Genomic DNA, 18,861 nt, shown 5'->3' with positions numbered 1-18,861 from the left:
AGCGTCAGAACGCCGGCGCAAAGCGTCCGGAAGCGCCCCAAAAGTGTCGGGACACGCCCGAAAAGCGTCAGAACGCCCCCGAAAAGCGTCGGAACGCCCCCACAAAGCGTCAGGAAGCGCCCCAAAAGTGTCCAGACGCCCCCGAAAAGCATCAGAACGCCCCTCACCAAGCCTTAAGGTCCAACCACCCATCAAGCACTCCTCCAAGCGCCTCCATCCCAACAGCACCGTCTTCAGTCGGATAGAGCTGAATGAACTTGCCTGCTTCTGTATCAAGGAGGACAGGTTCTGCTCGGTTTCCAGGGTAAACACAGAGGACTTCCCGAATGCGGTTGTAGAATGATTGGCGCACTGGGCAGTAGTATTTGATGCCGACATACTCATTCATCTGCTCGGCGGCTTTCGTGTTGCCATCAGGTGTGTAGATGTTTCGAAGGGGGCTGTACTTCACTTCAACGGCAATGGAAGAGTGATAGAGAGGAACCCCTTCGTGATAGTGATAATAATCGATGCGAATATCTGGCTTCTTCCGTCTGAATTTCGAGAAGAAGTAAGTGCTATTTGCGATGGCATCACGGGAGCGATGTTCGACTTCCTGCTCATACACCACGTGAAGTTCTCCTTCAGAATTGGCGAGGACGACCGTTGTCCCTTCCTGAAGCTCTGAATGCATATAGCCCTTTTGTAATTGATTCATCAGGGTGTCGTGTTTGAAGGAATAGCCCCGCTCTTTGATGAGGTGGACCACGTGTAAAAGCGTGTAGTACTCATACATTTTACCTGTTGAATGGAACAGAGGCTCACCCGCTCTAGAGGCTGGGACAGATGTACGCCCGCCAGACGCTTCAAGCTCATGCCACAGTTTATGGAACGAAATGTAACCACGGCTCTGCACGGAACGGGGTACACGTGGATGCACGTCATCCACGTCGTTCCAGAAGCCTTGTCGAATAACCGAACGGAGCTGCTGCTGATAGGGTTTAACCTTTCTTAGTGTTTGCTCCATATTTCTAATTTTAGTTTCGGTAGCTTCTTTGGTTTTAACTTTGCTTGTTTCTTTATTTTTAAGGAGCGTCTGATCGTTTGACGTAACCCTGGCTAGAGGACTGAGTCTGTCGCGCGTTAATTGCTCGATTTCTCCATTTAGCGTGTTCTGGTCGTCGATGAATCGCAGTCGTTCTTCTTCGAGAGTGCTGATTAGCTGATTCATGCGCTTTAGAACCGCTTTTGTCCGAAATTTAACGAGCTGGTTCTCAGGAGTATTTGCGTCCTGACGTTGCTTACGATTGTAGAACTTGGTTCCACTCATCACAGCTCCTTTAGCGGAATGCTCCCACTTAAAGCTTTGCCTGTCCATTCTCCCAGGATGGGACTCGACTTGGTAATGACGCCGTACGTTCATGCTGTTCTCTTTCTCGATCCAGTCAAGGGCTGTCGTTAATTTACGGAAGGATCGATCGAGCCATTTCAGGAAACGGAGGTCACTTTCTCCGATTAACTGTTCAGGGCTTAAAGACTGACTCACTTCCTGGTAATAGTTCATGGTCAATCCTTCTAAGGCTTCCTCTAGAAACGTGGCAATCTGATTGAACTGTTGCTTCGAGAAATGGTGGGGGACGATGCGGACCGCGCCGTAATACGTTCGTCCTTCTAAGTCCACTTCGTAAATAAACGTCCCGCATGGCCAGGGGAATGTGTCCTCCTTGGCTGGATCAAATAAAGGCTGCACCTGCTTTGTTTTGCTTAACGAACGTTCAAACAGATCACCGTCCCCTTCAGGAGAAGGGAAGCGGATTTTGATAGAACGATCATCCTTCCAGTCGATGAGCAACGCGCTCCACTTCTGATATTCGTACACCTCGACAAGGGTCTCCATAAGGTGATCTCGCCTCTGATCGGGACTAAGGTGATGGATCTTCACTTCGTTTCTGCCCGTTTGAAAGTAAAGGCCTAATCCTGAGTCGTGCAGATTGATAATGTCTGTATGATTAGTTGGTAAAGCCATACATCATCAGCTCTTTTGCTTTGTTGTGTAGCGTCTTTAAAGACAGTGTGAAGTCAGAGGCCATCTGAGCACGATCCGATTTAAAGAGTTTAGCTAGGGAGCCGTCGACATAGTCACTAGGCGTACTCATCTCACCAACCATTGGCCCTGCAAACGTATCGATTCCTTTGATTTTCGTTAAGATTCGCTGGTTAATTTGAAAATCAAACAGTTCCCGGCGTGACAAGAGTGGAGTACCAGTAGCATCACTTGGAACGTTACACAGGTAATCAGTGATCGCTAAGGCCACCCGGAAGGAGACGCCTTTTTGGGGATCGTTCTCATTCATAAGAGAATGGATCTCATCAAGGGTGTGAATCTCGTATTCATTTAACAAATGAAGGCCAACGTCACCTGCGGCAAAGCGCCACTCTCCTCGTAAATGGGAAGCGCTGACCTCGCGCGGTTCTGGTGAAACAGGGACCGACTGATGCACCTTTTCGTAAAATGCAATTGTCTCTTTAAAAGGAGGCTTCTTCGGTGTAATAATATTCGTTCGGTCAAGCAAACGATCAGAGAACGATTTCGTAGTTTCATCGAAATTCACGGTTCCAATAAAGATTAAATTGTCACCGAGCTTAATGCGAGACTGATAGCGGCCGCTTTCCTCTGTAATCGAATCGTTAAAGATCTGCAGGTGCTTGTCTCCGTTGATTTCAAGAAGGGAGAGGAACGGACTGAACCAGTGCTCCACCTGAGACAAGTTCATCTCATCAAAGATCACCATATGTAACTGATCCGGATAGTCAGCCGCGTGCTGAAGAAGACTGACGAGGCCCGTATCACTTTCATGAAACACGTTGGTCGTCGGATTCATAAATCCGAGAATATCATTTGGGTCCTGGTAGGATGGGGAGATCGGTAAGAAAAGCATCGTTTCGCCTTCAGTTAACCCAAGGGTTTCCCCGTAAATTCGCGCAAGCTGAGACTTCCCGGTCCCTGACATGCCCCCTAATATCGTAAGCGGATTGGTCTTGACGCTCATATGAAACGCATACAGATCTTCCTCGCGGTAGAACATCTTGTATTCATATCCGGCCTTATGGAGCAAGCGATCGAGAAAGTCCATCTCAGAGGTAGCCTGAACCGGTTTTGATACAAGTGCCCGATCTTCCTTCTGAGGAGTGGGGGCCTCTTTTGTTGGAACTGACGGCTCCCTTAGAGGGCGTTTCTGTGTCTCGAACTGTTCCATAAGAAGGGCGTAATAGTGCTTCGACAAGAAGAACAAATGATGCTCATAAACTGCATCGACGTATTCGATGAGCGTATCCGGGTCAACCGAAGCGGACCTGACAGGTATACCCTCTTTTTGGAAATACGTTGTTGAATTGCTCTTTGACTCAAGGGCCACTTCATACAACGTATCTTCATAAAGGATCATAGAAGGGGCCTCGAAAAGATTCGGATATTTCTTAAGCGTAATCGGGCGCTTCTCCCCTGTAAATTTCGCTTCTAAATCCTGTCTCGTTTCCCCAAGTCTTAAATCAGGAGAGGGGAGGACCACGTATTCCTCTTGTGGCTGAATCGGCTCAAGCTTAATCAGCTCGGCATAAACATTGTCATTGGCATGCGTTAGTTTAAAAAGAACGAGCTTGTCCTTAAATAAGGCTTCCACTTTCGGCTTGAGGTCAGGATAGGGAATGCGGTCATATTGAATGAGATCATTTAATACACGTACGTTGTTCATAGAATTCGTGTTCCCTGTTAAGAGGTCATTCATCTTCCCGAAGTACCGGGTCAGCTTATTAGGTAAAGGGGACAAGGGCTTTAAGTAAAAGGTTAACCGGTCCGTATGTTCGCTTAAAACAATGGGTGATTCCTGAAAGGTTTGCGTATGGATTTCAGTTGACGTCGCCAATCGGCCAACGAAGATGCTGTCCTCAAGTTGTCGTTTTACGATGTGTGGGAGTTTAGTTGATAGCTTCATAGGTGGCATCTCCTTCTAGGTAGAATATAATTTTACGGAACATCTTCTCCGGTGAACCGCTGACGAACTTGTAGCTGTACTGCTTCTGTTGTAGATAATTTCGAACTTCAAGCTGGGCCTTTGATGAAAGGGTGTTGGTATCAATGAAGATCAGCTTGTTCATAGGGATGAACTTGAATTGTTCAGAGAATGATCGGTCTGTATTATAAGAAAGTAGCTTCTCATCAGGGAGAAGAGAGGAGAAGCGCTTATTCTCTTCATTCGTAATAAAGAGAAAATCATCTAGTTCCTCAAACACATCGATCTTCGCCTCTTTCTGTTCCTTCATGGCTTCGGCGTACTTCTGACGTTCTTTTTCTAACTCGTTCTCAAGCGCTTCCCCTTGCTTTTGCAGCTCAAGTCTTTCTTCGCGCTCTTCCTCTTCTCTCACTTGTCGCTCCTGCTCTTTCTCTTTCAGCTGGCGCAAGAGGTCTTCTCGGCGCTTGTAGTAGCGGCTCGCTTTCCGTTCAGATGCAGCTTTCTCATCCATCGCTTTGTCGCGGTCATCTTTCGCCTGGCTAACGGAAACTTCCGCGAGCGTAACAAGCTCTTGAAGCGCCAATTTATAAAGGGGCAAGAGTTCCTCAGCCGAATATTCCTCTGGATTTAGATCGTATTCACTGACAACTTGTAGGGCTTGTGTCCCTTTGTCCTCTTCGTACTCTTTCTCGAAAAGGAGAGCTAAATCAATTTCTTCGGGGAGATCTTCCGTTTCAGCATGTTCCTCGAGGAAATCCTCTACTAAGTCAGGGAGCGTTGTTTCATACTTTTGAGCGAGGCCCTTTAAGATATCTTCTAATGAGAATTCTTGAAGTCCATTGTACACATCCTCTTCGTTGTTCAAATTTTCAATCATTTTATCGCGCGTGTCTTCATACCGTTCAGGGAAAAGCACGGCTATAATCATCATCTTCTGTGCATCGGTCATTGTTTCTTGTAGAGACGCTTGCAAGATCAGTTCAGAGAACTCGTAGTCTTCCATATCCTCAACATAAGGTCTTGTAAACCCTCTGAAAAAGGTGCCGAGGTCTGTTAAGGTGTCCATAAATTTCGTAATCGCTTGTTTTAACAAAGGAGGCGGAGCAGCCACCATTCTTTTCTTTGAGAATCCTTGTACTTTTAGATCAAACACTTGTGCAATGCGTGCCATTTCTTTCTTGGATACGTGGTGTAAAAAGTCCTGTTTTACCGTCTTTTGAATCTTGAGCCACTCCTGGCTGATTTCCTTTGTATCTGTTGTCATCCTTGCCCCTCCTTAAGATGTAGGTATATGTAAAATAATAGATAAAAAGTCGCGTGATTACTAGTCTTGACATGAAATGGTTTGTAAGGGAGGTTTTGAAGGGATAAGGGTAAAAAAAGTGACCGACCCTGTTGGCCAGTCACTTCAAACGTGCTTCTATTTAACGAACTTTATAACGTCTTCGAAAGGACGACGCGTTTTCGGGCTTTGTTCTTCTGCGCGGTAGCCGAATGCACACATAACGGAAATGCCAAAGCTCCCATCTTCAAGAAGGCCTTCTTCTTTTAAGAGGTCATTCATTGCTTCCATTGGAAAGCCTTCAATCGGACAGGAATCGATTCCGATCTCTGCAGCGGCTGTCATCATATTAGATAGTGGAATATAGGTCTGCTTACTAGCCCAGTCGTAAAGAGGGCGCTCGCCGTGGAGCAGGTCAAAGTCTTCTTTCTGGAATTGTTCAACCCGGCCTAGTAATTTATTTGCAATCTCCTCTGGCATCTGTTTCTTATTGAGCAGATGATCTTTTAGATACTCGGAATCATACTGGGTATCCTGTCTTGTTCTCGCTAGGAAAATCACAAAATGACTCGCATCCGGAAGTTTACCGTAGGCTCCCCATGCGGTATTCTTAATTTTTTCTTGGAGCTTTTCATTTTCAATCACAAGAAAACGCCAAGGTTCTGTACCAAAGGAACTTGGCGAAAGACGACCAATTTCAAGAATGAAGTTGAAGTCTTCTTCTGGGATTGTTTGATTCGGGTCAAACGTTTTCGTAGCGTGTCTAAACTTCGCAGCTTCTAGGATTTCTAATTTCTTTGCTTCTTTATCCATCGTCATTCCTCCTTGAATAGGTTCACACGTACTATATCATGTCCGTTTCTGTGGGAGATAATTTAATGCTTGCTGGTAAAAGGTGTGGGGCTCATAATAGCAGGGTAAGTGATATAGAAAGTTTGGTAAGGGTTGTGAGGAGGAGTTTGTTTATGGATTGGTATCTGAAAGTCTTAAAAAATTACGCAACGTTTGAAGGAAGAGCAAGGCGAATGGAATATTGGATGTTCTTCCTGATTAATACCATTATCCTTATAGCGCTAGCAGTTGTTCAGGAGGTCCTCGATCTACGACCTATCTTAACAACGTTCTACAACTTAGCTGTTCTCATTCCGTCGCTAGCTGTAGCAGTCCGGCGTTTACATGATACAGGAAGAAGCGGACTATGGGTCTTAATCAGCTTCATCCCAGTGATCGGCGGAATTATCTTCATTGTCTTCATGTGCCTCGATAGCGAACCATATGAAAATGATTATGGACCAAATCCAGAACACAAAAGCGCATAATGCAGTAAAAAAGCTTCAGAAGGGACGATACCCTCTGAAGCTTTTTTCTTATTGATAACAATCTGTGTAATACCAAGATTCACAGGCATCATAGGCATTCGCGTCCGTTGTGACGAATGAATTTCCTGCTACTAAGCCAACTGTTAACGCACCGATAATTCCGATCTTCTTCAATGTTTTCATACAATCATCCCTCCTATTGGTTTGTCTATCTTCTATTATAATGGGAATTTTCTGGATAATCTATTGGGAAAACAAATAGAAAAATAGGCGATAAAACGCCTCTATGAGACAATATTTTCGAAAAAAAGATTAAATTATAAAGAATTGGGAGCAGTTGAAACGTAAAAGCTCATAAAACGACAAAGAAGGTAGATGGGAAAAAAGGAGGCGGAAGTAGATGAAGAGAGTAATGGTAGTATCCTTATTTGTAGTGGCCATATTAGTCGCTTGGCCAGGAAAAATTGTGGCAGCCCAACAAGGATTTACGGAAGAGGATCGAGTGCGTGCGGATAAGCAAGAGGAAATTAGGAAGATCTTCAATCGCACAGGAACCCCTATCAAGGCAAACGGCTATTTTACAATGGACAGGGAAGGGAAGGAGATCACGATCCTCGTTAAAGACAAATCAGAGGCGGGGTATCCTAAAGCCATCAGGCAGATTCAAAACAACTATTCAGATGTAACTGTGATAAATGTGGATCTTTCCTACAATGAAATGGTGGACTTGCAAAATCAAATAGCTGACGACTTACGTGATTTAGGCATTGAAAAGTATGAGTTAACCATGAATCTTAAAAAAAGCAGGCAACGCTTGAAAGTTATAGACATCTCGGATGAGACAAAACAGGAATTGAAAGAACAGTACGGAGAACGATTAAGGATTGAAAAGGGATATAAGGATCAAACACAGCTAGAGGTTGGAGGCGGTGAAGACGAAGAGAAGCAACCTCAGGCTTTCCATTATTCAATGAGTGATCTTCTCTGGAACGGAGTCAAAATAGTTTTGCCCCTAATGTGGAGTGTGTTTATGTACGTGGGAGAATAAGGAGGTAAATAAGGACGGGACCTAGCCGTCCTTTTTCATCAATTTATTCTACAGGGTCAGCTTCTGCCATTCTGTGAGGATGGTTGGATCCAATGGTCTTACATGGTAAGCATTCCGCGGTTCCCTTTTCTAAATAAAGGGCGTGACAGCTCGGACAATGCTTCGCTTGCTGTCGTTTAAGCGCCTCGCCGACCCATGGAATCATTTCTGTGTCATTCATATTGTATTTATCCATTCCACGCACCGGTAGGATCTGTTCCGTATGGTAGTTAAACTCATACCATTTGCCGTGTCCGGTCATGAAATAATAAACAAGATCAGCGTTCTTCCCGCGATAACGAGGCAGTGCCTTTGTCACGGTCTTCGGGAAAGAGGAGATTAGTTCATCAACAAACGACCGACTCATTTCCCGTTCCATTGGAATAACATCCACGTCTCCGAAGTCAACCATATGAACGATTCCTTCTTGGATTTTCGTTACTACACTAAATCCAGTTCCTCTGATTTCAAAGCCTTCATGATAAGAAGTCAGTTCCTCATCGAACCACATTGTAACACCTCGCTTTATAGGTTTTTGCTCTGTTAGAGTGTGGTGAAGTTAGGCCGTTTACGTTTATAAGTGGTTGGGGTGGCTGGGGGACGACTCGCTTTCCACGGGCGAGCTGTCGAGCCTCCTCACTCACTTTGTTCGCTCCGGGGTCTCGTCGACCTCTTTCTCCCGTAGGAGTCTCCCCGTCCCCCAGCCACCCCTGGCTAAAATTTATATGAACGGCCCAGCTGTGTAACGAGGAGCCTAGTACATGGAGAAGTTCGACTAAAATCGTCGACGTCGAACGATCTCACGTCGTGTGAGGGCCTAGGAAAGCGAGCCGTGTCAGACCTCCCGAACTCTCAATAAACGCAAACGGCCCCCACCGACACTAGTTGGTAACAGAGCTCATATTTTTTCTAATTGGTTCATTGTAGCATACATATGGGGACGCGAGCATTCAAAAGATAGGGGTGAGTGCTTTTGTTGACGCGTGGGAGGGCCATGGTCTATAGTAGGCTTTGCCTCATTAGTTGAGGGGTCAATGAATCAATAAACAACTTCATTGACATAGAACGTGTCACTATAGTAAATTAGTTGACGGGTCAATAATTGATGCATCAATTAATTATAGATAGGAGGGGGATTGTTGACGAAGCAGTATGAAGAAGAAGAGAGAATCATTCTTCAATTAAACGAGATTTATAAGCAGATGAGCCCGAAATTTGAACGCTGTACAGGCATTAGCCAGTCTCGGCTTGAGGTTTTGCATAAGTTGATGGAAGTGGATGAAATCAATCAAACGGACCTGAGACGCCAGGTTAACATTGACAGTGCAGCCGTGACGAGACATTTGAAGCAGCTGGATGAGAAAGGGATCGTCGCCCGTCGCAAGAACCCTGAAGATAACCGGGTCACGTTCGTAAAGCTTACAGAAGAGGGACGAAGTAAGATCCAGCGTTATTGCCAAGAAAAAGAGACATTTATATCTCAAGTGTTCGAAGGATTCTCAGCACAGGAGCGTTCTGTTCTATCTGATTTATTAACGAGAGTACAGAACAATGTGCATGACATCGAACATGACTAACTAAATTTTACGAGTAGAGGAGAATACACCATGACTAAAGCAACAATCAACGATTTTAACCATATTATTTCAGGACGTCGTTCCATTCGTAATTACGATCCGTCCGTTAAGATTTCAAAAGAAGAGATGACAGAAATTCTACGAGAAGCAACAATGGCGCCTTCTTCTGTTAACCTACAGCCTTGGCGTTTTGTCGTAATCGACAGTGAAGAAGGGAAAGAAACCCTTAAGCCACTAGGAAAGTTTAACCAAACGCAAATCGAAACATCTTCAGCTGTTGTAGCTGTATTTGTGGATATGAACAGTACAGAATACCTTGAGACCATTTATGATTCAGCTGTCGAACAAGGCAAAATGCCACAAGAAGTACGTGACCGCCAAGTTCCTGCGATCCAGGGTCTGATCGATCAGATCTCAGAAGAAGCTTATCGTGAAATGAACCTGATCGACGGTGGACTTGTTTCTATGCAATTCATGCTAGCTGCACGTGCACATGGCTATGATACAAACCCAATTGGTGGATATGAGAAAGACCAAATCGCAGAAGCATACGGTTTAGATAAAGATCGTTACTACCCAGTGATGCTTATCTCAGTCGGAAAAGCAGCTGAAGATGGTTACGAATCTGTACGTCTTCCGATCGATACAATCGCAGACTGGAAATAAACTACGAACAGAAAGAAGGAATCCTAATGATTATCACTCACGCTCATTTTCAAGTAAACCCTGAGAAAGAACAAGCTTTCTTGGAAGAGGTTCGTTCTCTTATTGCAGATTCACGTCAAGAAGACGGCAACATTTCTTATGATTTAATGAAAAGCACAGAACAGGAGAACACGTATACAATGGTAGAAGTATGGCAGGACCAGGCTTCAGTAGAAGCTCACGGTAAGAGCAGCCACTTCACTGCTTTTGTTGAGAAAGCTCCGCAGTTCCTAACAGCTCCTCTTGCACTTGAATCGTATGTTGGAGAGAAAATTGAACGCTAAATAGAGGGAAGCACCTGGCTCAATGGCCAGGTGCTTTTTTATGGTTGATAACTCCGTGGCTTTTATCTGAGTGAAAGGTGATTCGGGAAATCACTCGCTTTCCGCGGCGAGCTGGGAAGCCTCCTCAATCGCTACGCGCTTTCCGGGGTCTCCCCTAGGCTCCTCCTGCCGCAGGAGTCTCGCAATTTCCCGAACCACCTTTGCCATATGTAGAACAACGGAATATTGTTAGGTTCATGCTTATTGAAATTTCAGTCAGGCACCAAATAATCACTAAGCGAAAACCTTTTTTCTAGCTATTAAGGTCTGGCTGAATTCGAAAAAAGAATTGAGTAGCTAATTATTTTGTGAAAAAATGGATAGAAATGAAAAGGGGGTTGTGAGTTGGAGAAGTTTGATCTATGTTCTGAAACGGAACGGTTGGTGATTAGACCTCTAAAAGTTGGGGATTATGAAAATTGGCTGGGGGAATATGAGAAGCGTGCGCCTCGGAAGCATCGATATGATTTTGGCAAGATTGATATGATTGAGTGTACATATGAATGGTTCAATGAGCTTGTAGCAAATCACCAAAGGCTTGCGAAAGAGGATGTGGCGCATGTGTTCTCTGTTTTTCGTAAAGAAGATGGAGTTCATATTGGAATGGTTGATTTCTCAACGTTAGACCGTGAGAACTTTAACTGGGCCAGAATTGGCTATACATTCCATAATCAACACTTTAGACATGGGTATGGGAAAGAGGCTGTTAAAGAAGCACTAAATATGGCGTTTAAAGAATTGAAATTTAATCGGATAGAAGCTCATATTTATTCTGATAACGAAGCTTCCATTGGACTAGCGATGAAAGTTGGAATGGCTTTTGAGTGTGTGAAAAAGGACTTTATCTTTGAGGATAACAAGTGGAACGACAATGTAGTGTATTACATACATAGGCACTAGCTACGATTAAAGAGCAATTTGGCCGAAGGCTGATGTTCTTTTCTCTAATCATCCAGCCTTTTGGCCAAATTGTTCAGCTTCATATCATGGACACCAGTCTTTTCACTCAGATAATGGATATCTACTCTAGTACGGCTTACTTTCTCGTCAATGACGTCTAGCATTGCTTTAATGTCATTTTGCTGAGCGTTCTCAATTCTGTCGAATCGTGTGTCCATGTAAGAGATTAGATTATCAAAGCGTAAATCCACGCCAGCAAAGCGTTTCTCCATAGTATTGTTCATGGTCTCAAAGGTTGAATCCACGCCAGCAAAGCGTTTCTCCATAGTATCGTTCAGGGTCTCAAAGCGTGAATCCACGCCAGCAAAACGTTTCTCCATGGTATCGTTCATGGTCTCAAAGCGTGAATCCACGCCAGCAAAGCGTTCCTCCATGGTATCGTTCATGGTCTCAAAGCGTGAATCCACGCCAGCAAAGCGTTTCTCCATGGTATCGTTCATGGCCTCAAAGCGTGAATCCACGCCAGCAAAGCGTTTCTCCATAGTATTGTTTAGGGTCTCAAAGCGTGAATCCATCTCTTCAAAACGCTTATCCATCTGGCCAAGGCGCGTGTCTATGCCCTCAAAACGCTTATCCATTTGGTCAAGGCGCGTGTCTATGCCCTCAAAACGCTTATCCATTTGGTCAAGACGCGTGTCTATGCCCTCAAAACGCTTATCCATCTGGTCAAGGCGTGTGTCTACGCGTTCAAAGCGACGGTCTACATTTTGGAATCCATCATCCACTTTACTTGAAAGGGATTCAATTTGCTCGGAAAGTTTAAGCAGTAGTTTCTCTTGATCCATTCGTTTCACCTCCTCTTTAGTGATACTATACCATTCTCGAGGAGTGTTCAACCGTCTTGGCGGGGGTTAAAATTTGGATTTAGAGGTAGTAACAGTCGTGAAAATGATCCTTTCAAAAGCTCAAGATAGGAAAGTAAGGGAGGGTCAAAGACTTTTCTGTGAACTACCCACCACTTACCACCCTTACGAGTTGCTTGAAGTGGGGGCTTCTTGGGTAATCGCCACTTTTGGTAGCTGACGAAATTGACCAAGCTAACCCTCTTGTTCCAAGAGTTCATATCTGTGTTAGGAACTTACTAATAGGCGAATGCCTTCTTTTTTGATATTGAGTGCTGAATTGTAATCCCTGCTGAGATTTAGACCACATGAACAAGCGTACACTCTAATGTTCATAGGCATTGGTTGGGTATTCCCACAATTCGAACAAGTCTTTGTAGAAGGGAACCATTTATCTATTTTGATAAGTTGTTTTCCTTGTTCTTTTAGCTTGTATTGTAAGAAGGAGGTGAACATCCCCCATCCATTATCTGCGACGCTTTTGCCGAATTTGAGTGCTTGTGACATCCCTTTCATGTCTAAGTCTTCAATCACTATAGCGTCAAAATTAGTAACTAATTCTTTTGATTTATGGTGAAGAAAATTTTTGCGTTGATTGGCGACTTTCTCTTGAATTTTCGCTACTCGAATACGTTGCTTGTTCCAATTCGAAGAACCTTTCTTTTTTCGAGAAAGTTTGCGATGTTCTGTTGCTAATTTATCAAGCATTTGTCGATAGAACTTAGGGTAATTGGCTTTCTCACCCTCACTATCGACAAACAATCCATTCATTGCAAAATCCAAACCGACTACATTTTTTATTTTTTTAGCCTTAACCTCTGTTTCATATTCTGTAAGGATAGAAACATAATATTTTCCCGATGCTGTCATAGATAAGGTGCAGGATTTGATTTTATATTCTGAAGGGATTTCTCGATGTTGTTTCATTTTGACCTTTTTTAGTTTAGGTAACTTGATATGACCATCCAACAACTGGATATTACCGTTTACGACATTTGTTGTGTAGCTTTGTTTGTGGCGCTTGCTTTTGAATTTCGGAAACTTAGCATTCCCTTTGAAAAAGGCTTTATATGCCTTATCTAAATTCAGTTGAGCGTTGGCTAATGCTAACGAGTCTACTTCCTTTAGCCATTCATACTCTTTTTTATACTTGGCAGGAGTAGGATGTTTAACGTTTTTCAGGGCATCTTTATCACCTTTTAGGTTTTCATAGGTTTTTATGCGTTCTGCCAATATTTTGTTGTAGACAAAGCGAACACAACCAAAGGTTTTACGGATAATCAAAGACTGTTCATCACTTGGATATATTCTGAATTTGTATGCTTTATTCTGTTTAGCCATATCAATTCACCTCACTTTATTCCTTGATTTTCAATGTATTTTTTAACCACCTCAATAGGTGAACCACCAGTGGTCAACAGACAAAAACTTCTTGACCAAAACATTTCTTTCCATAACTTCTTTCGCACAAAAGGAAATTCTTTTTTGATAAGTCTTGAACTGGCACTTTTATAGGCATTGATGAACTTTGATAGTTCGGTATTAGGATGAGCTTTGAACAAAATATGAACGTGGTCAATATCGTGGTTCCATTCGACCAACGTAATGTTGTATTTCTCACCCAACGATACAAACTTTTCTTTCGAATAATCTGAAATGGTGTCATCAATGACGTTCCTTCTATATTTCACAACCAATACCAAATGGTAATACATCAAGAACACTGAATGATTATTACTATCTAAATTCATTGTTATATCAGCCCTTATACGTTATAAGACTGATTATACCACATTGAGATAAAAGGCAGTTACTTTTGGGCTATCGCCCAACCGAAATTCATCTCCCCCTTACCGTTGGGCTACGCCCTTCACACGCTTGAAGAGGGAGACTTCTTTCGAAAGTTAGTTAAAATTTCGTGTTAGGATTGAAACATCCCAAGCCGTTTTCTCGTAGTACTTGAAAAGACATGCTTTAGGGGGGAGTAAAAATGGAGGTTGAGGACCGTAAACGGCCGAAGAAAAGATGGTTTGTGATCCCTTTTATAGGGGGCGGAATCATGCTTCTCATTGCACTCATTGGGGTCATTCATAGGATAACGCCTCAGGTTGGAGTGTGGGCACCGCCAGACACAAGTGATTTAGTTGAGATCATCATCTACCCCCTTATCGTTGCTTCATTCTTTATCACAAGCGGAGTTCTAAAAATGATCCTTTACTTCAAGGAGATAAAACGAATGGAGAAGGATAAGGCTTGTACATAATTGACTCCCTTATGACATAGGTTTGATGTAAAGGGGAGGGGTCTCATGACATATGCGAAGATCTTTCTGACAAACGGGAAGGCTTATGTGATCGAATGCAGCGACAGGGATGAGTTTCTAGATCTATTGGAGGACAGCGGACTGGTTGAGATTGAAGAAGATATTATTATTAATCCATTACAAGTCTGTTCAGTGGAATTTGAAGAGAAATAAGATTAATTTTGTGAAATATTTGAAAATATAGAAAAATACGTTATAATGAAGCCTAACTCCGAATAGAAAGGTGATGGATAATGGACAAACTCAAAAAAGTAGGTCTAGCAGGAGCCTTAGCTTTTGGATTTATGGCAGGCGCATCAGTGATCGACGCGGATGAGGAGGAAGAAGCCTATCCGGCGTGTGAGTCCTGGTATTATGAATGGGATTGCTAATACTTAAGGGGCTGTAGGCTCCGTTAAGAGGAGGACGAAATCCATAGCGGATTCGTCCTCTTCTTTTGCTTTTGAAAAAAATGAAGAAGGTGTACATAATGATAAAAAGAATCGCAGGAGTGCTTCTGCTCCTTTTTATAGGAACAGGGTGCTCTGGCGGTGAAACAGAGGTCGTCAAAGGCATCGTCCATCAGATCAATGCCGATCATTCGTTTGTGCTTTATGTGGGTGATTCACTATCAGAGGGTGAACGAATTACCGGAAATTTTGATAGAGAAGAGGAGCTTATTGAAGCCTTTGTTGTGGAGGTGGATGAGGATACGGATCTACAAGGTGAGGTGACAGACTTCGATCACTTACAATTAAATCAAAAAGTTGAAGTGACGTTGTCTAAGAATTATAAGAGAGAGTACGTAACCGTCCATACGTTGTTTAAAGAGCATGGGAAGATGAATTCGTATACCCCTGAAGAGATTACGACGAAACGGTATACAGAAGACGACCTAGTTGAGGAGATGAAGGCTAGTAGCGGGAACTATGCTCTTTATATTTATGATACAACGTCAAAAGAACCTGGCGGAAGTATCGATGATTACCTCGGAGGACTGAATAGCAAAGAAACGTTTAGTCGAGTGAATGTTCGGTTCGACGTAAGTAAAGTTAAGAACGAAGAGGAACTCCTCGGGGTACATAAGAATGATGTAACGTATGTGGTCCTAAATCATGAAGAGGTGGTTTTACAAACAACAGAGCTCGAGGAGCTTCAATCGTTTGTAGAATCCGTTTCAGAATCATAGTTCGAAGAGAAGGCTTATCCTAATGAAGGATAAGCCTTTTTACATTACACGTTGAATCCCTCTGCAGGCTGAATGGCTTTTGTCTTCCTTGATTCTTGAACCATCAGTACGGAACCAATGACAAAAGCGATTCCGGCGTACTGCCAGATCGTTAGCGTTTCGTTAAAGAGGAGGAAGCCGGTGATAGACGCGACCACTGGTTCAATCGTGGCAATAATGGAAGCACGGCTTGATTCGACATATTCAAGTCCCTTCGTGTACAAGACAAAAGGAAGCATTGTAGAAACAAACCCAAGCCCCGCAATAAGTCCCCAAACTTCCCACTGTGAAAATATTGCTATCCTTTCACCTAATCCGCTAAACGGCAAGACGGCAACTGCTGCAAACAAAAAGGTATACACCGTAACCGTCAGTGAGTTGTGTTTACGGAGAGCGTATTTTCCAAAGATGCTGTAAAGGGCATAAAAGAATCCGGATCCAAGGCCGAGCAATAGGCCGTATAGGGAAATCGAGCCCTGCACATCTGGGAATAAGCCGATCACAAGCGTGCACCCGACTAGTGTCGTGAGTAAAGCGGTGATTTTGCGAAGCGTCAGGGCTTCTTTGAATAAGAAAAAGGACAAAATCGTCACAAAAGCGGGCGCTGTATATAATAGAACAAACGCGATCGATATGGACGTGACCTCCATCGCGCTGAACAAACACCAGTTGAAAAGAACGATGCTGATGATGCCTGTTCCGATAAAGTAGCGGCTATCGGACAGAGGGATGCGAAAGAGCCTATGATCTTTCTTTATCACGTAAGCACTCATAAAGATCGCAGCCATAGTGACTCGCAGGGTTACGACCTGAATAGGGGTAAACCCTTTTTCGTATAGAGATGATACAAATATGCCTATGATTCCCCAAAGGCATGCACCTAGTGCGATCGAAATCATAGCGCTTCGTTGTTTCATGTGCGCCCCTCCGTTCATGCTTTTGGTCTAAGGTACCATATTTTACATGAGGGGTGCATCCGTTAGCTTTGGATAGTGCTAAGGTGGATCGGGAAATCACTCCCTTTCCGCGGCGAGGCAAACCCTAATCAAGGAAGCGTTTATAGGAGGGGCCTTATCGTTGTCTTATACGCCAACACGATTTGATGCTATGTATGAAGAATTTGTTGCCGACCTTCATAAAATCTTTCTAACCTATCAACAGAATGTACGAGTTACGTTCCACGATCAAACAGAGGTTTGTGTAGGACAGTTCGCTTTACAAAAAACAGAAGCTTAGGCAAAAAGGGTAGAAGAAACGAAAGTAATCGCGTTCTTCTACCCTTCATAACACTCCTCGTACCGATCCTTCATCAGGAAACTCTGACAAGCAAATCCTCGGTCATGATAGATCTCTTTCCCGACTTCTAAATCGATGCTTTGATTCGACTCGGGGAATCTTGGTTCTTCATTTGTGATGGAAAGGGTCTGATCATCTTTCCACTCTAACGAAAAGTGACTCTTCGCATCGCTATAATAAATGACCTCTTTTTCGTTATCCTGCTCATGATTCGTAATCTCTACCCAAAGGTTCACCCCACCTGCGGCACCGCCGTAGGTCTCGTAATAGGCGTTAGCTGTGTAGGTACCCTGCGGGGATTCTGTCGTTTCTTCATAAGGCGTTCCTTCAAGGTCACCGAATGTGAAGAAATAAGTATGGTAGCCGATGAGCCCAAAGCCGAGCGCAATTCCTGTTACAGCTGTTAGCAGTAGCTTCTTTGGGAAAGATCTCTTTTTCAAGAAGTAGGGGACGAGCATAATGCCAAAGGCAAGTAGAACGAAGAAGGTTACTAGGAAAATGGCCAGAGTCCACCCGTCTATATACATCGCTTAGCCTCCTTATATAGAATAAACAAATCCAATTTTACCATAAAATGACTAATGTGAATGCCCAAAATGTTCTCAACTATGTGAGAAAAGGTCAGAAGCGTTGACAAGATTTTTAGAACACGTTATAGTGTTCTGTGTACCCAATGGGGTATATAAAAAATGAATTATACCGATGACGAATGACTGATAGAAGAGGTTTCCTCTTATTGAAATAAAACGGATCAATACTAGAATAGGGAGAGATTTAAATGACAAATAAAATGACAATGAACGTAACAGCACAAACAGAAGGGATTACAGTTAAAGCGAATGCAGGTAAACACGAATTTATGATTGATGAAGGAAAGCACATGGGGGGACAAGACTTAGGTCCAAACCCACTACAGAGTGTCCTTGGTTCACTTGCGGCTTGTGAGAATGTGACTTCGCGAATGGTGGCAAGAGAAATGGAATTCGATCTTCAGGACATTTCCTTCAACATCTCAGGTGAATTTGATCCGCGTGGATTTATGGGGAAAGCTGATGTGCAACCTTACTTTGACGTTGTAACGATTGAAGCGGAAGTTATCACAACAGAATCTGCTGAACGTTTGAAAGAACTACAAGAAAAAGTAGAAGCCCGTTGCCCGATTTATACCATGATGAAAGCAGCTGGCGTGAACATGGTTGATACATGGAAAGTGGCTCAACCAGCATAATAGATAGATAGGGAAAAGCCAGGATGTGCAATCCTGGCTTTTTTATGATGACGAGAACGCTACATAAAGATCGCTCCCCCAATAAAATCACCTAACCCAGAAGACCAGACGAACAGGAGAACAACGCTTAACACAAGACTTGAGATTCGCGCTCTTTTAGAATGCATGCTTATTTGAATTGTGTACAATATCGCCCAAATAAGGTAAGAAGCCGTGACCCCGAACCACACATCGGCCGTAACTCCCGTAGCACTCATCCCAAACCCAAATAGAACTAAAAGATTAAAGACTGTCAGTACGACCAAAAGAAATATATTGATTATATGGATTGTTTTTCGTCCCAAGTACCTTCCCCCCCTAAATTCATAGCGGAACTTATTTCCAATTACATTCTTTCAAACATATGGATATTTTACAATAATTTCACGCAGATTCATCCTAAAAAATGGGAGCATCCATTTCAACCGATCTAGATCTATGCTATTCTATCGTCAAAAGGTAAGAGGTAAGGGAGGGAAATCGAATGTTCGGAGACAAACCGACCTGCATGGTGTGTGGGAAAGAAATTCAGGGGGATGAGTTGGTGTATGTGAAGATGCGCTATCCAAAGCGTAAAGGAATGACAGAGATCAAGGCGTACCTCAATAACGAAGCGCGGTTTATTTGTGAAGAGTGCTTTGAAAATGGAAGCGCTCAGTGAGTCTGGAAAAGATTCCTCTGTCA

General features: G+C 43.4%; 25 protein-coding genes. 13 read left to right on the top strand and 12 right to left on the bottom strand.

Annotated features, from left to right (window positions below):
- Positions 1-163 precede the first annotated feature (163 nt).
- The 4 genes from LQ226_RS12105 to LQ226_RS12090 all read right to left on the bottom strand — a co-directional run bounded on the left by LQ226_RS12105 (position 164) and on the right by LQ226_RS12090 (position 6,084).
- On the bottom strand, positions 164-2,005 hold the full coding sequence (locus LQ226_RS12105) for a DUF2357 domain-containing protein (protein WP_231418168.1): 1,842 nt from the start codon (positions 2,003-2,005) through the stop codon (positions 164-166).
- Positions 1,989-3,971, bottom strand: coding sequence for an McrB family protein (locus LQ226_RS12100; RefSeq protein ID WP_231418167.1), 1,983 nt, complete (start codon positions 3,969-3,971; stop codon positions 1,989-1,991). The genes LQ226_RS12105 and LQ226_RS12100 overlap by 17 nt, the downstream gene beginning before the upstream one ends.
- Positions 3,955-5,253 (bottom strand): hypothetical protein, encoded by a 1,299-nt coding sequence (locus LQ226_RS12095; protein WP_231418166.1) that lies wholly within the window; start codon positions 5,251-5,253, stop codon positions 3,955-3,957. The genes LQ226_RS12100 and LQ226_RS12095 overlap by 17 nt, the downstream gene beginning before the upstream one ends.
- Positions 5,254-5,409: 156 nt before the next feature.
- A complete protein-coding gene (locus LQ226_RS12090; RefSeq protein WP_231418165.1) occupies positions 5,410-6,084 on the bottom strand; it encodes an NAD(P)H-dependent oxidoreductase in 675 nt (224 codons plus the stop codon).
- Positions 6,085-6,236: 152 nt separating this feature from the next.
- Between LQ226_RS12090 and LQ226_RS12085 the strand changes: the two genes are divergently transcribed.
- Complete coding sequence (locus tag LQ226_RS12085) at positions 6,237-6,590, top strand: DUF805 domain-containing protein (protein ID WP_231418164.1); 354 nt, start codon at positions 6,237-6,239, stop codon at positions 6,588-6,590.
- Positions 6,591-6,638: 48 nt separating this feature from the next.
- On the opposite strand, the gene LQ226_RS20980 is transcribed toward LQ226_RS12085, so the two are convergent.
- Positions 6,639-6,773, bottom strand: a complete 135-nt coding sequence (locus LQ226_RS20980) for a hypothetical protein (protein ID WP_255688554.1) — start codon at positions 6,771-6,773, stop codon at positions 6,639-6,641.
- A gap of 217 nt (positions 6,774-6,990) precedes the next feature.
- Between LQ226_RS20980 and LQ226_RS12080 the strand changes: the two genes are divergently transcribed.
- Positions 6,991-7,638, top strand: coding sequence for a hypothetical protein (locus LQ226_RS12080; protein ID WP_231418163.1), 648 nt, complete (start codon positions 6,991-6,993; stop codon positions 7,636-7,638).
- Positions 7,639-7,681: 43 nt separating this feature from the next.
- On the opposite strand, the gene LQ226_RS12075 is transcribed toward LQ226_RS12080, so the two are convergent.
- Positions 7,682-8,188 carry a hypothetical protein gene (locus LQ226_RS12075; protein ID WP_231418162.1) on the bottom strand — a complete coding sequence of 169 codons (507 nt, stop codon included), beginning with the start codon at positions 8,186-8,188 and terminating at the stop codon, positions 7,682-7,684.
- 628 nt (positions 8,189-8,816) lie between these two features.
- Between LQ226_RS12075 and LQ226_RS12070 the strand changes: the two genes are divergently transcribed.
- The 4 genes from LQ226_RS12070 (at position 8,817) to LQ226_RS12055 (ending at position 11,182) form a co-directional block, all read left to right on the top strand.
- Positions 8,817-9,254 (top strand): MarR family winged helix-turn-helix transcriptional regulator, encoded by a 438-nt coding sequence (locus LQ226_RS12070; protein ID WP_231418161.1) that lies wholly within the window; start codon positions 8,817-8,819, stop codon positions 9,252-9,254.
- A gap of 30 nt (positions 9,255-9,284) precedes the next feature.
- Positions 9,285-9,920: a nitroreductase family protein gene (locus tag LQ226_RS12065; protein WP_231418160.1), complete on the top strand. Its 636-nt coding sequence runs from the start codon at positions 9,285-9,287 to the stop codon at positions 9,918-9,920.
- Positions 9,921-9,946: 26 nt separating this feature from the next.
- Entirely contained in the window at positions 9,947-10,243 is a 297-nt protein-coding gene (locus tag LQ226_RS12060) for a putative quinol monooxygenase (protein WP_231418159.1), read from the top strand.
- 384 nt (positions 10,244-10,627) lie between these two features.
- A complete protein-coding gene (locus LQ226_RS12055; RefSeq protein WP_231418158.1) occupies positions 10,628-11,182 on the top strand; it encodes a GNAT family N-acetyltransferase in 555 nt (184 codons plus the stop codon).
- A gap of 44 nt (positions 11,183-11,226) precedes the next feature.
- Here LQ226_RS12055 and LQ226_RS12050 read toward each other — a convergent pair whose 3' ends face one another.
- From LQ226_RS12050 to tnpA, 3 genes are all read right to left on the bottom strand, one after another.
- Complete coding sequence (locus LQ226_RS12050; protein ID WP_231418157.1) at positions 11,227-12,036, bottom strand: hypothetical protein; 810 nt, start codon at positions 12,034-12,036, stop codon at positions 11,227-11,229.
- Between the two features lie 276 nt (positions 12,037-12,312).
- Entirely contained in the window at positions 12,313-13,425 is a 1,113-nt protein-coding gene (locus LQ226_RS12045) for a transposase (protein ID WP_231418156.1), read from the bottom strand.
- An 11-nt stretch (positions 13,426-13,436) separates the two neighbouring features.
- Positions 13,437-13,835 carry an IS200/IS605 family transposase gene (gene tnpA / locus LQ226_RS12040; RefSeq protein WP_231418155.1) on the bottom strand — a complete coding sequence of 133 codons (399 nt, stop codon included), beginning with the start codon at positions 13,833-13,835 and terminating at the stop codon, positions 13,437-13,439.
- Positions 13,836-14,074: 239 nt separating this feature from the next.
- On the opposite strand from tnpA, the gene LQ226_RS12035 reads away from it, so the two are divergent.
- The 4 genes from LQ226_RS12035 to LQ226_RS12020 all read left to right on the top strand — a co-directional run bounded on the left by LQ226_RS12035 (position 14,075) and on the right by LQ226_RS12020 (position 15,575).
- On the top strand, positions 14,075-14,347 hold the full coding sequence (locus LQ226_RS12035) for a hypothetical protein (RefSeq protein WP_231418154.1): 273 nt from the start codon (positions 14,075-14,077) through the stop codon (positions 14,345-14,347).
- A gap of 45 nt (positions 14,348-14,392) precedes the next feature.
- The gene (locus LQ226_RS12030) at positions 14,393-14,560 is read left to right on the top strand and encodes a hypothetical protein (protein WP_231418153.1); all 168 of its coding nucleotides are present in this window, start codon (positions 14,393-14,395) and stop codon (positions 14,558-14,560) included.
- Positions 14,561-14,640: 80 nt separating this feature from the next.
- Complete coding sequence (locus tag LQ226_RS12025) at positions 14,641-14,778, top strand: hypothetical protein (protein WP_231418152.1); 138 nt, start codon at positions 14,641-14,643, stop codon at positions 14,776-14,778.
- Positions 14,779-14,876: 98 nt separating this feature from the next.
- On the top strand, positions 14,877-15,575 hold the full coding sequence (locus LQ226_RS12020) for a hypothetical protein (protein ID WP_231418151.1): 699 nt from the start codon (positions 14,877-14,879) through the stop codon (positions 15,573-15,575).
- A gap of 44 nt (positions 15,576-15,619) precedes the next feature.
- On the opposite strand, the gene LQ226_RS12015 is transcribed toward LQ226_RS12020, so the two are convergent.
- Positions 15,620-16,531: a DMT family transporter gene (locus LQ226_RS12015; RefSeq protein ID WP_231418150.1), complete on the bottom strand. Its 912-nt coding sequence runs from the start codon at positions 16,529-16,531 to the stop codon at positions 15,620-15,622.
- Positions 16,532-16,691: 160 nt separating this feature from the next.
- Between LQ226_RS12015 and LQ226_RS12010 the strand changes: the two genes are divergently transcribed.
- A complete protein-coding gene (locus tag LQ226_RS12010; RefSeq protein ID WP_231418149.1) occupies positions 16,692-16,850 on the top strand; it encodes a hypothetical protein in 159 nt (52 codons plus the stop codon).
- A 38-nt stretch (positions 16,851-16,888) separates the two neighbouring features.
- Here LQ226_RS12010 and LQ226_RS12005 read toward each other — a convergent pair whose 3' ends face one another.
- Positions 16,889-17,437 carry a DUF5412 family protein gene (locus LQ226_RS12005; protein ID WP_231418148.1) on the bottom strand — a complete coding sequence of 183 codons (549 nt, stop codon included), beginning with the start codon at positions 17,435-17,437 and terminating at the stop codon, positions 16,889-16,891.
- 251 nt (positions 17,438-17,688) lie between these two features.
- Here LQ226_RS12005 and LQ226_RS12000 point away from each other — a divergent pair, with 251 nt between their 5' ends.
- Positions 17,689-18,138 (top strand): OsmC family protein, encoded by a 450-nt coding sequence (locus LQ226_RS12000; RefSeq protein WP_231418147.1) that lies wholly within the window; start codon positions 17,689-17,691, stop codon positions 18,136-18,138.
- 59 nt (positions 18,139-18,197) lie between these two features.
- On the opposite strand, the gene LQ226_RS11995 is transcribed toward LQ226_RS12000, so the two are convergent.
- A complete protein-coding gene (locus LQ226_RS11995) occupies positions 18,198-18,482 on the bottom strand; it encodes a hypothetical protein (RefSeq protein ID WP_231418146.1) in 285 nt (94 codons plus the stop codon).
- 179 nt (positions 18,483-18,661) lie between these two features.
- Here LQ226_RS11995 and LQ226_RS11990 point away from each other — a divergent pair, with 179 nt between their 5' ends.
- Positions 18,662-18,838, top strand: a complete 177-nt coding sequence (locus LQ226_RS11990; RefSeq protein WP_231418145.1) for a Fe3+ hydroxamate ABC transporter substrate-binding protein — start codon at positions 18,662-18,664, stop codon at positions 18,836-18,838.
- Positions 18,839-18,861 lie beyond the last annotated feature (23 nt).

This window comes from Pontibacillus sp. HN14, from assembly GCF_021129245.1.
Taxonomy (GTDB): Bacteria; Bacillota; Bacilli; order Bacillales; family BH030062; genus Pontibacillus.
The sequence above is the reverse complement of the archived record's forward strand: the minus strand, read 5'-3'. Positions and strand labels throughout refer to the sequence as shown.

Bases quoted from the DNA above. Each gene is read 5' to 3' on its own strand.
- LQ226_RS12105 (WP_231418168.1), bottom strand. From the start codon at position 2,005: ATGGCTTTACCAACTAATCATACAGACATTATCAATCTGCACGACTCA.
- LQ226_RS12100 (WP_231418167.1), bottom strand. From the start codon at position 3,971: ATGAAGCTATCAACTAAACTCCCACACATCGTAAAACGACAACTTGAG.
- LQ226_RS12095 (WP_231418166.1), bottom strand. From the start codon at position 5,253: ATGACAACAGATACAAAGGAAATCAGCCAGGAGTGGCTCAAGATTCAA.
- LQ226_RS12090 (WP_231418165.1), bottom strand. From the start codon at position 6,084: ATGGATAAAGAAGCAAAGAAATTAGAAATCCTAGAAGCTGCGAAGTTT.
- LQ226_RS12085 (WP_231418164.1), top strand. From the start codon at position 6,237: ATGGATTGGTATCTGAAAGTCTTAAAAAATTACGCAACGTTTGAAGGA.
- LQ226_RS20980 (WP_255688554.1), bottom strand. From the start codon at position 6,773: ATGAAAACATTGAAGAAGATCGGAATTATCGGTGCGTTAACAGTTGGC.
- LQ226_RS12080 (WP_231418163.1), top strand. From the start codon at position 6,991: ATGAAGAGAGTAATGGTAGTATCCTTATTTGTAGTGGCCATATTAGTC.
- LQ226_RS12075 (WP_231418162.1), bottom strand. From the start codon at position 8,188: ATGTGGTTCGATGAGGAACTGACTTCTTATCATGAAGGCTTTGAAATC.
- LQ226_RS12065 (WP_231418160.1), top strand. From the start codon at position 9,285: ATGACTAAAGCAACAATCAACGATTTTAACCATATTATTTCAGGACGT.
- LQ226_RS12060 (WP_231418159.1), top strand. From the start codon at position 9,947: ATGATTATCACTCACGCTCATTTTCAAGTAAACCCTGAGAAAGAACAA.
- LQ226_RS12045 (WP_231418156.1), bottom strand. From the start codon at position 13,425: ATGGCTAAACAGAATAAAGCATACAAATTCAGAATATATCCAAGTGAT.
- tnpA (WP_231418155.1), bottom strand. From the start codon at position 13,835: ATGAATTTAGATAGTAATAATCATTCAGTGTTCTTGATGTATTACCAT.
- LQ226_RS12035 (WP_231418154.1), top strand. From the start codon at position 14,075: ATGGAGGTTGAGGACCGTAAACGGCCGAAGAAAAGATGGTTTGTGATC.
- LQ226_RS12030 (WP_231418153.1), top strand. From the start codon at position 14,393: ATGACATATGCGAAGATCTTTCTGACAAACGGGAAGGCTTATGTGATC.
- LQ226_RS12025 (WP_231418152.1), top strand. From the start codon at position 14,641: ATGGACAAACTCAAAAAAGTAGGTCTAGCAGGAGCCTTAGCTTTTGGA.
- LQ226_RS12020 (WP_231418151.1), top strand. From the start codon at position 14,877: ATGATAAAAAGAATCGCAGGAGTGCTTCTGCTCCTTTTTATAGGAACA.
- LQ226_RS12015 (WP_231418150.1), bottom strand. From the start codon at position 16,531: ATGAAACAACGAAGCGCTATGATTTCGATCGCACTAGGTGCATGCCTT.
- LQ226_RS12005 (WP_231418148.1), bottom strand. From the start codon at position 17,437: ATGTATATAGACGGGTGGACTCTGGCCATTTTCCTAGTAACCTTCTTC.
- LQ226_RS12000 (WP_231418147.1), top strand. From the start codon at position 17,689: ATGACAAATAAAATGACAATGAACGTAACAGCACAAACAGAAGGGATT.
- LQ226_RS11990 (WP_231418145.1), top strand. From the start codon at position 18,662: ATGTTCGGAGACAAACCGACCTGCATGGTGTGTGGGAAAGAAATTCAG.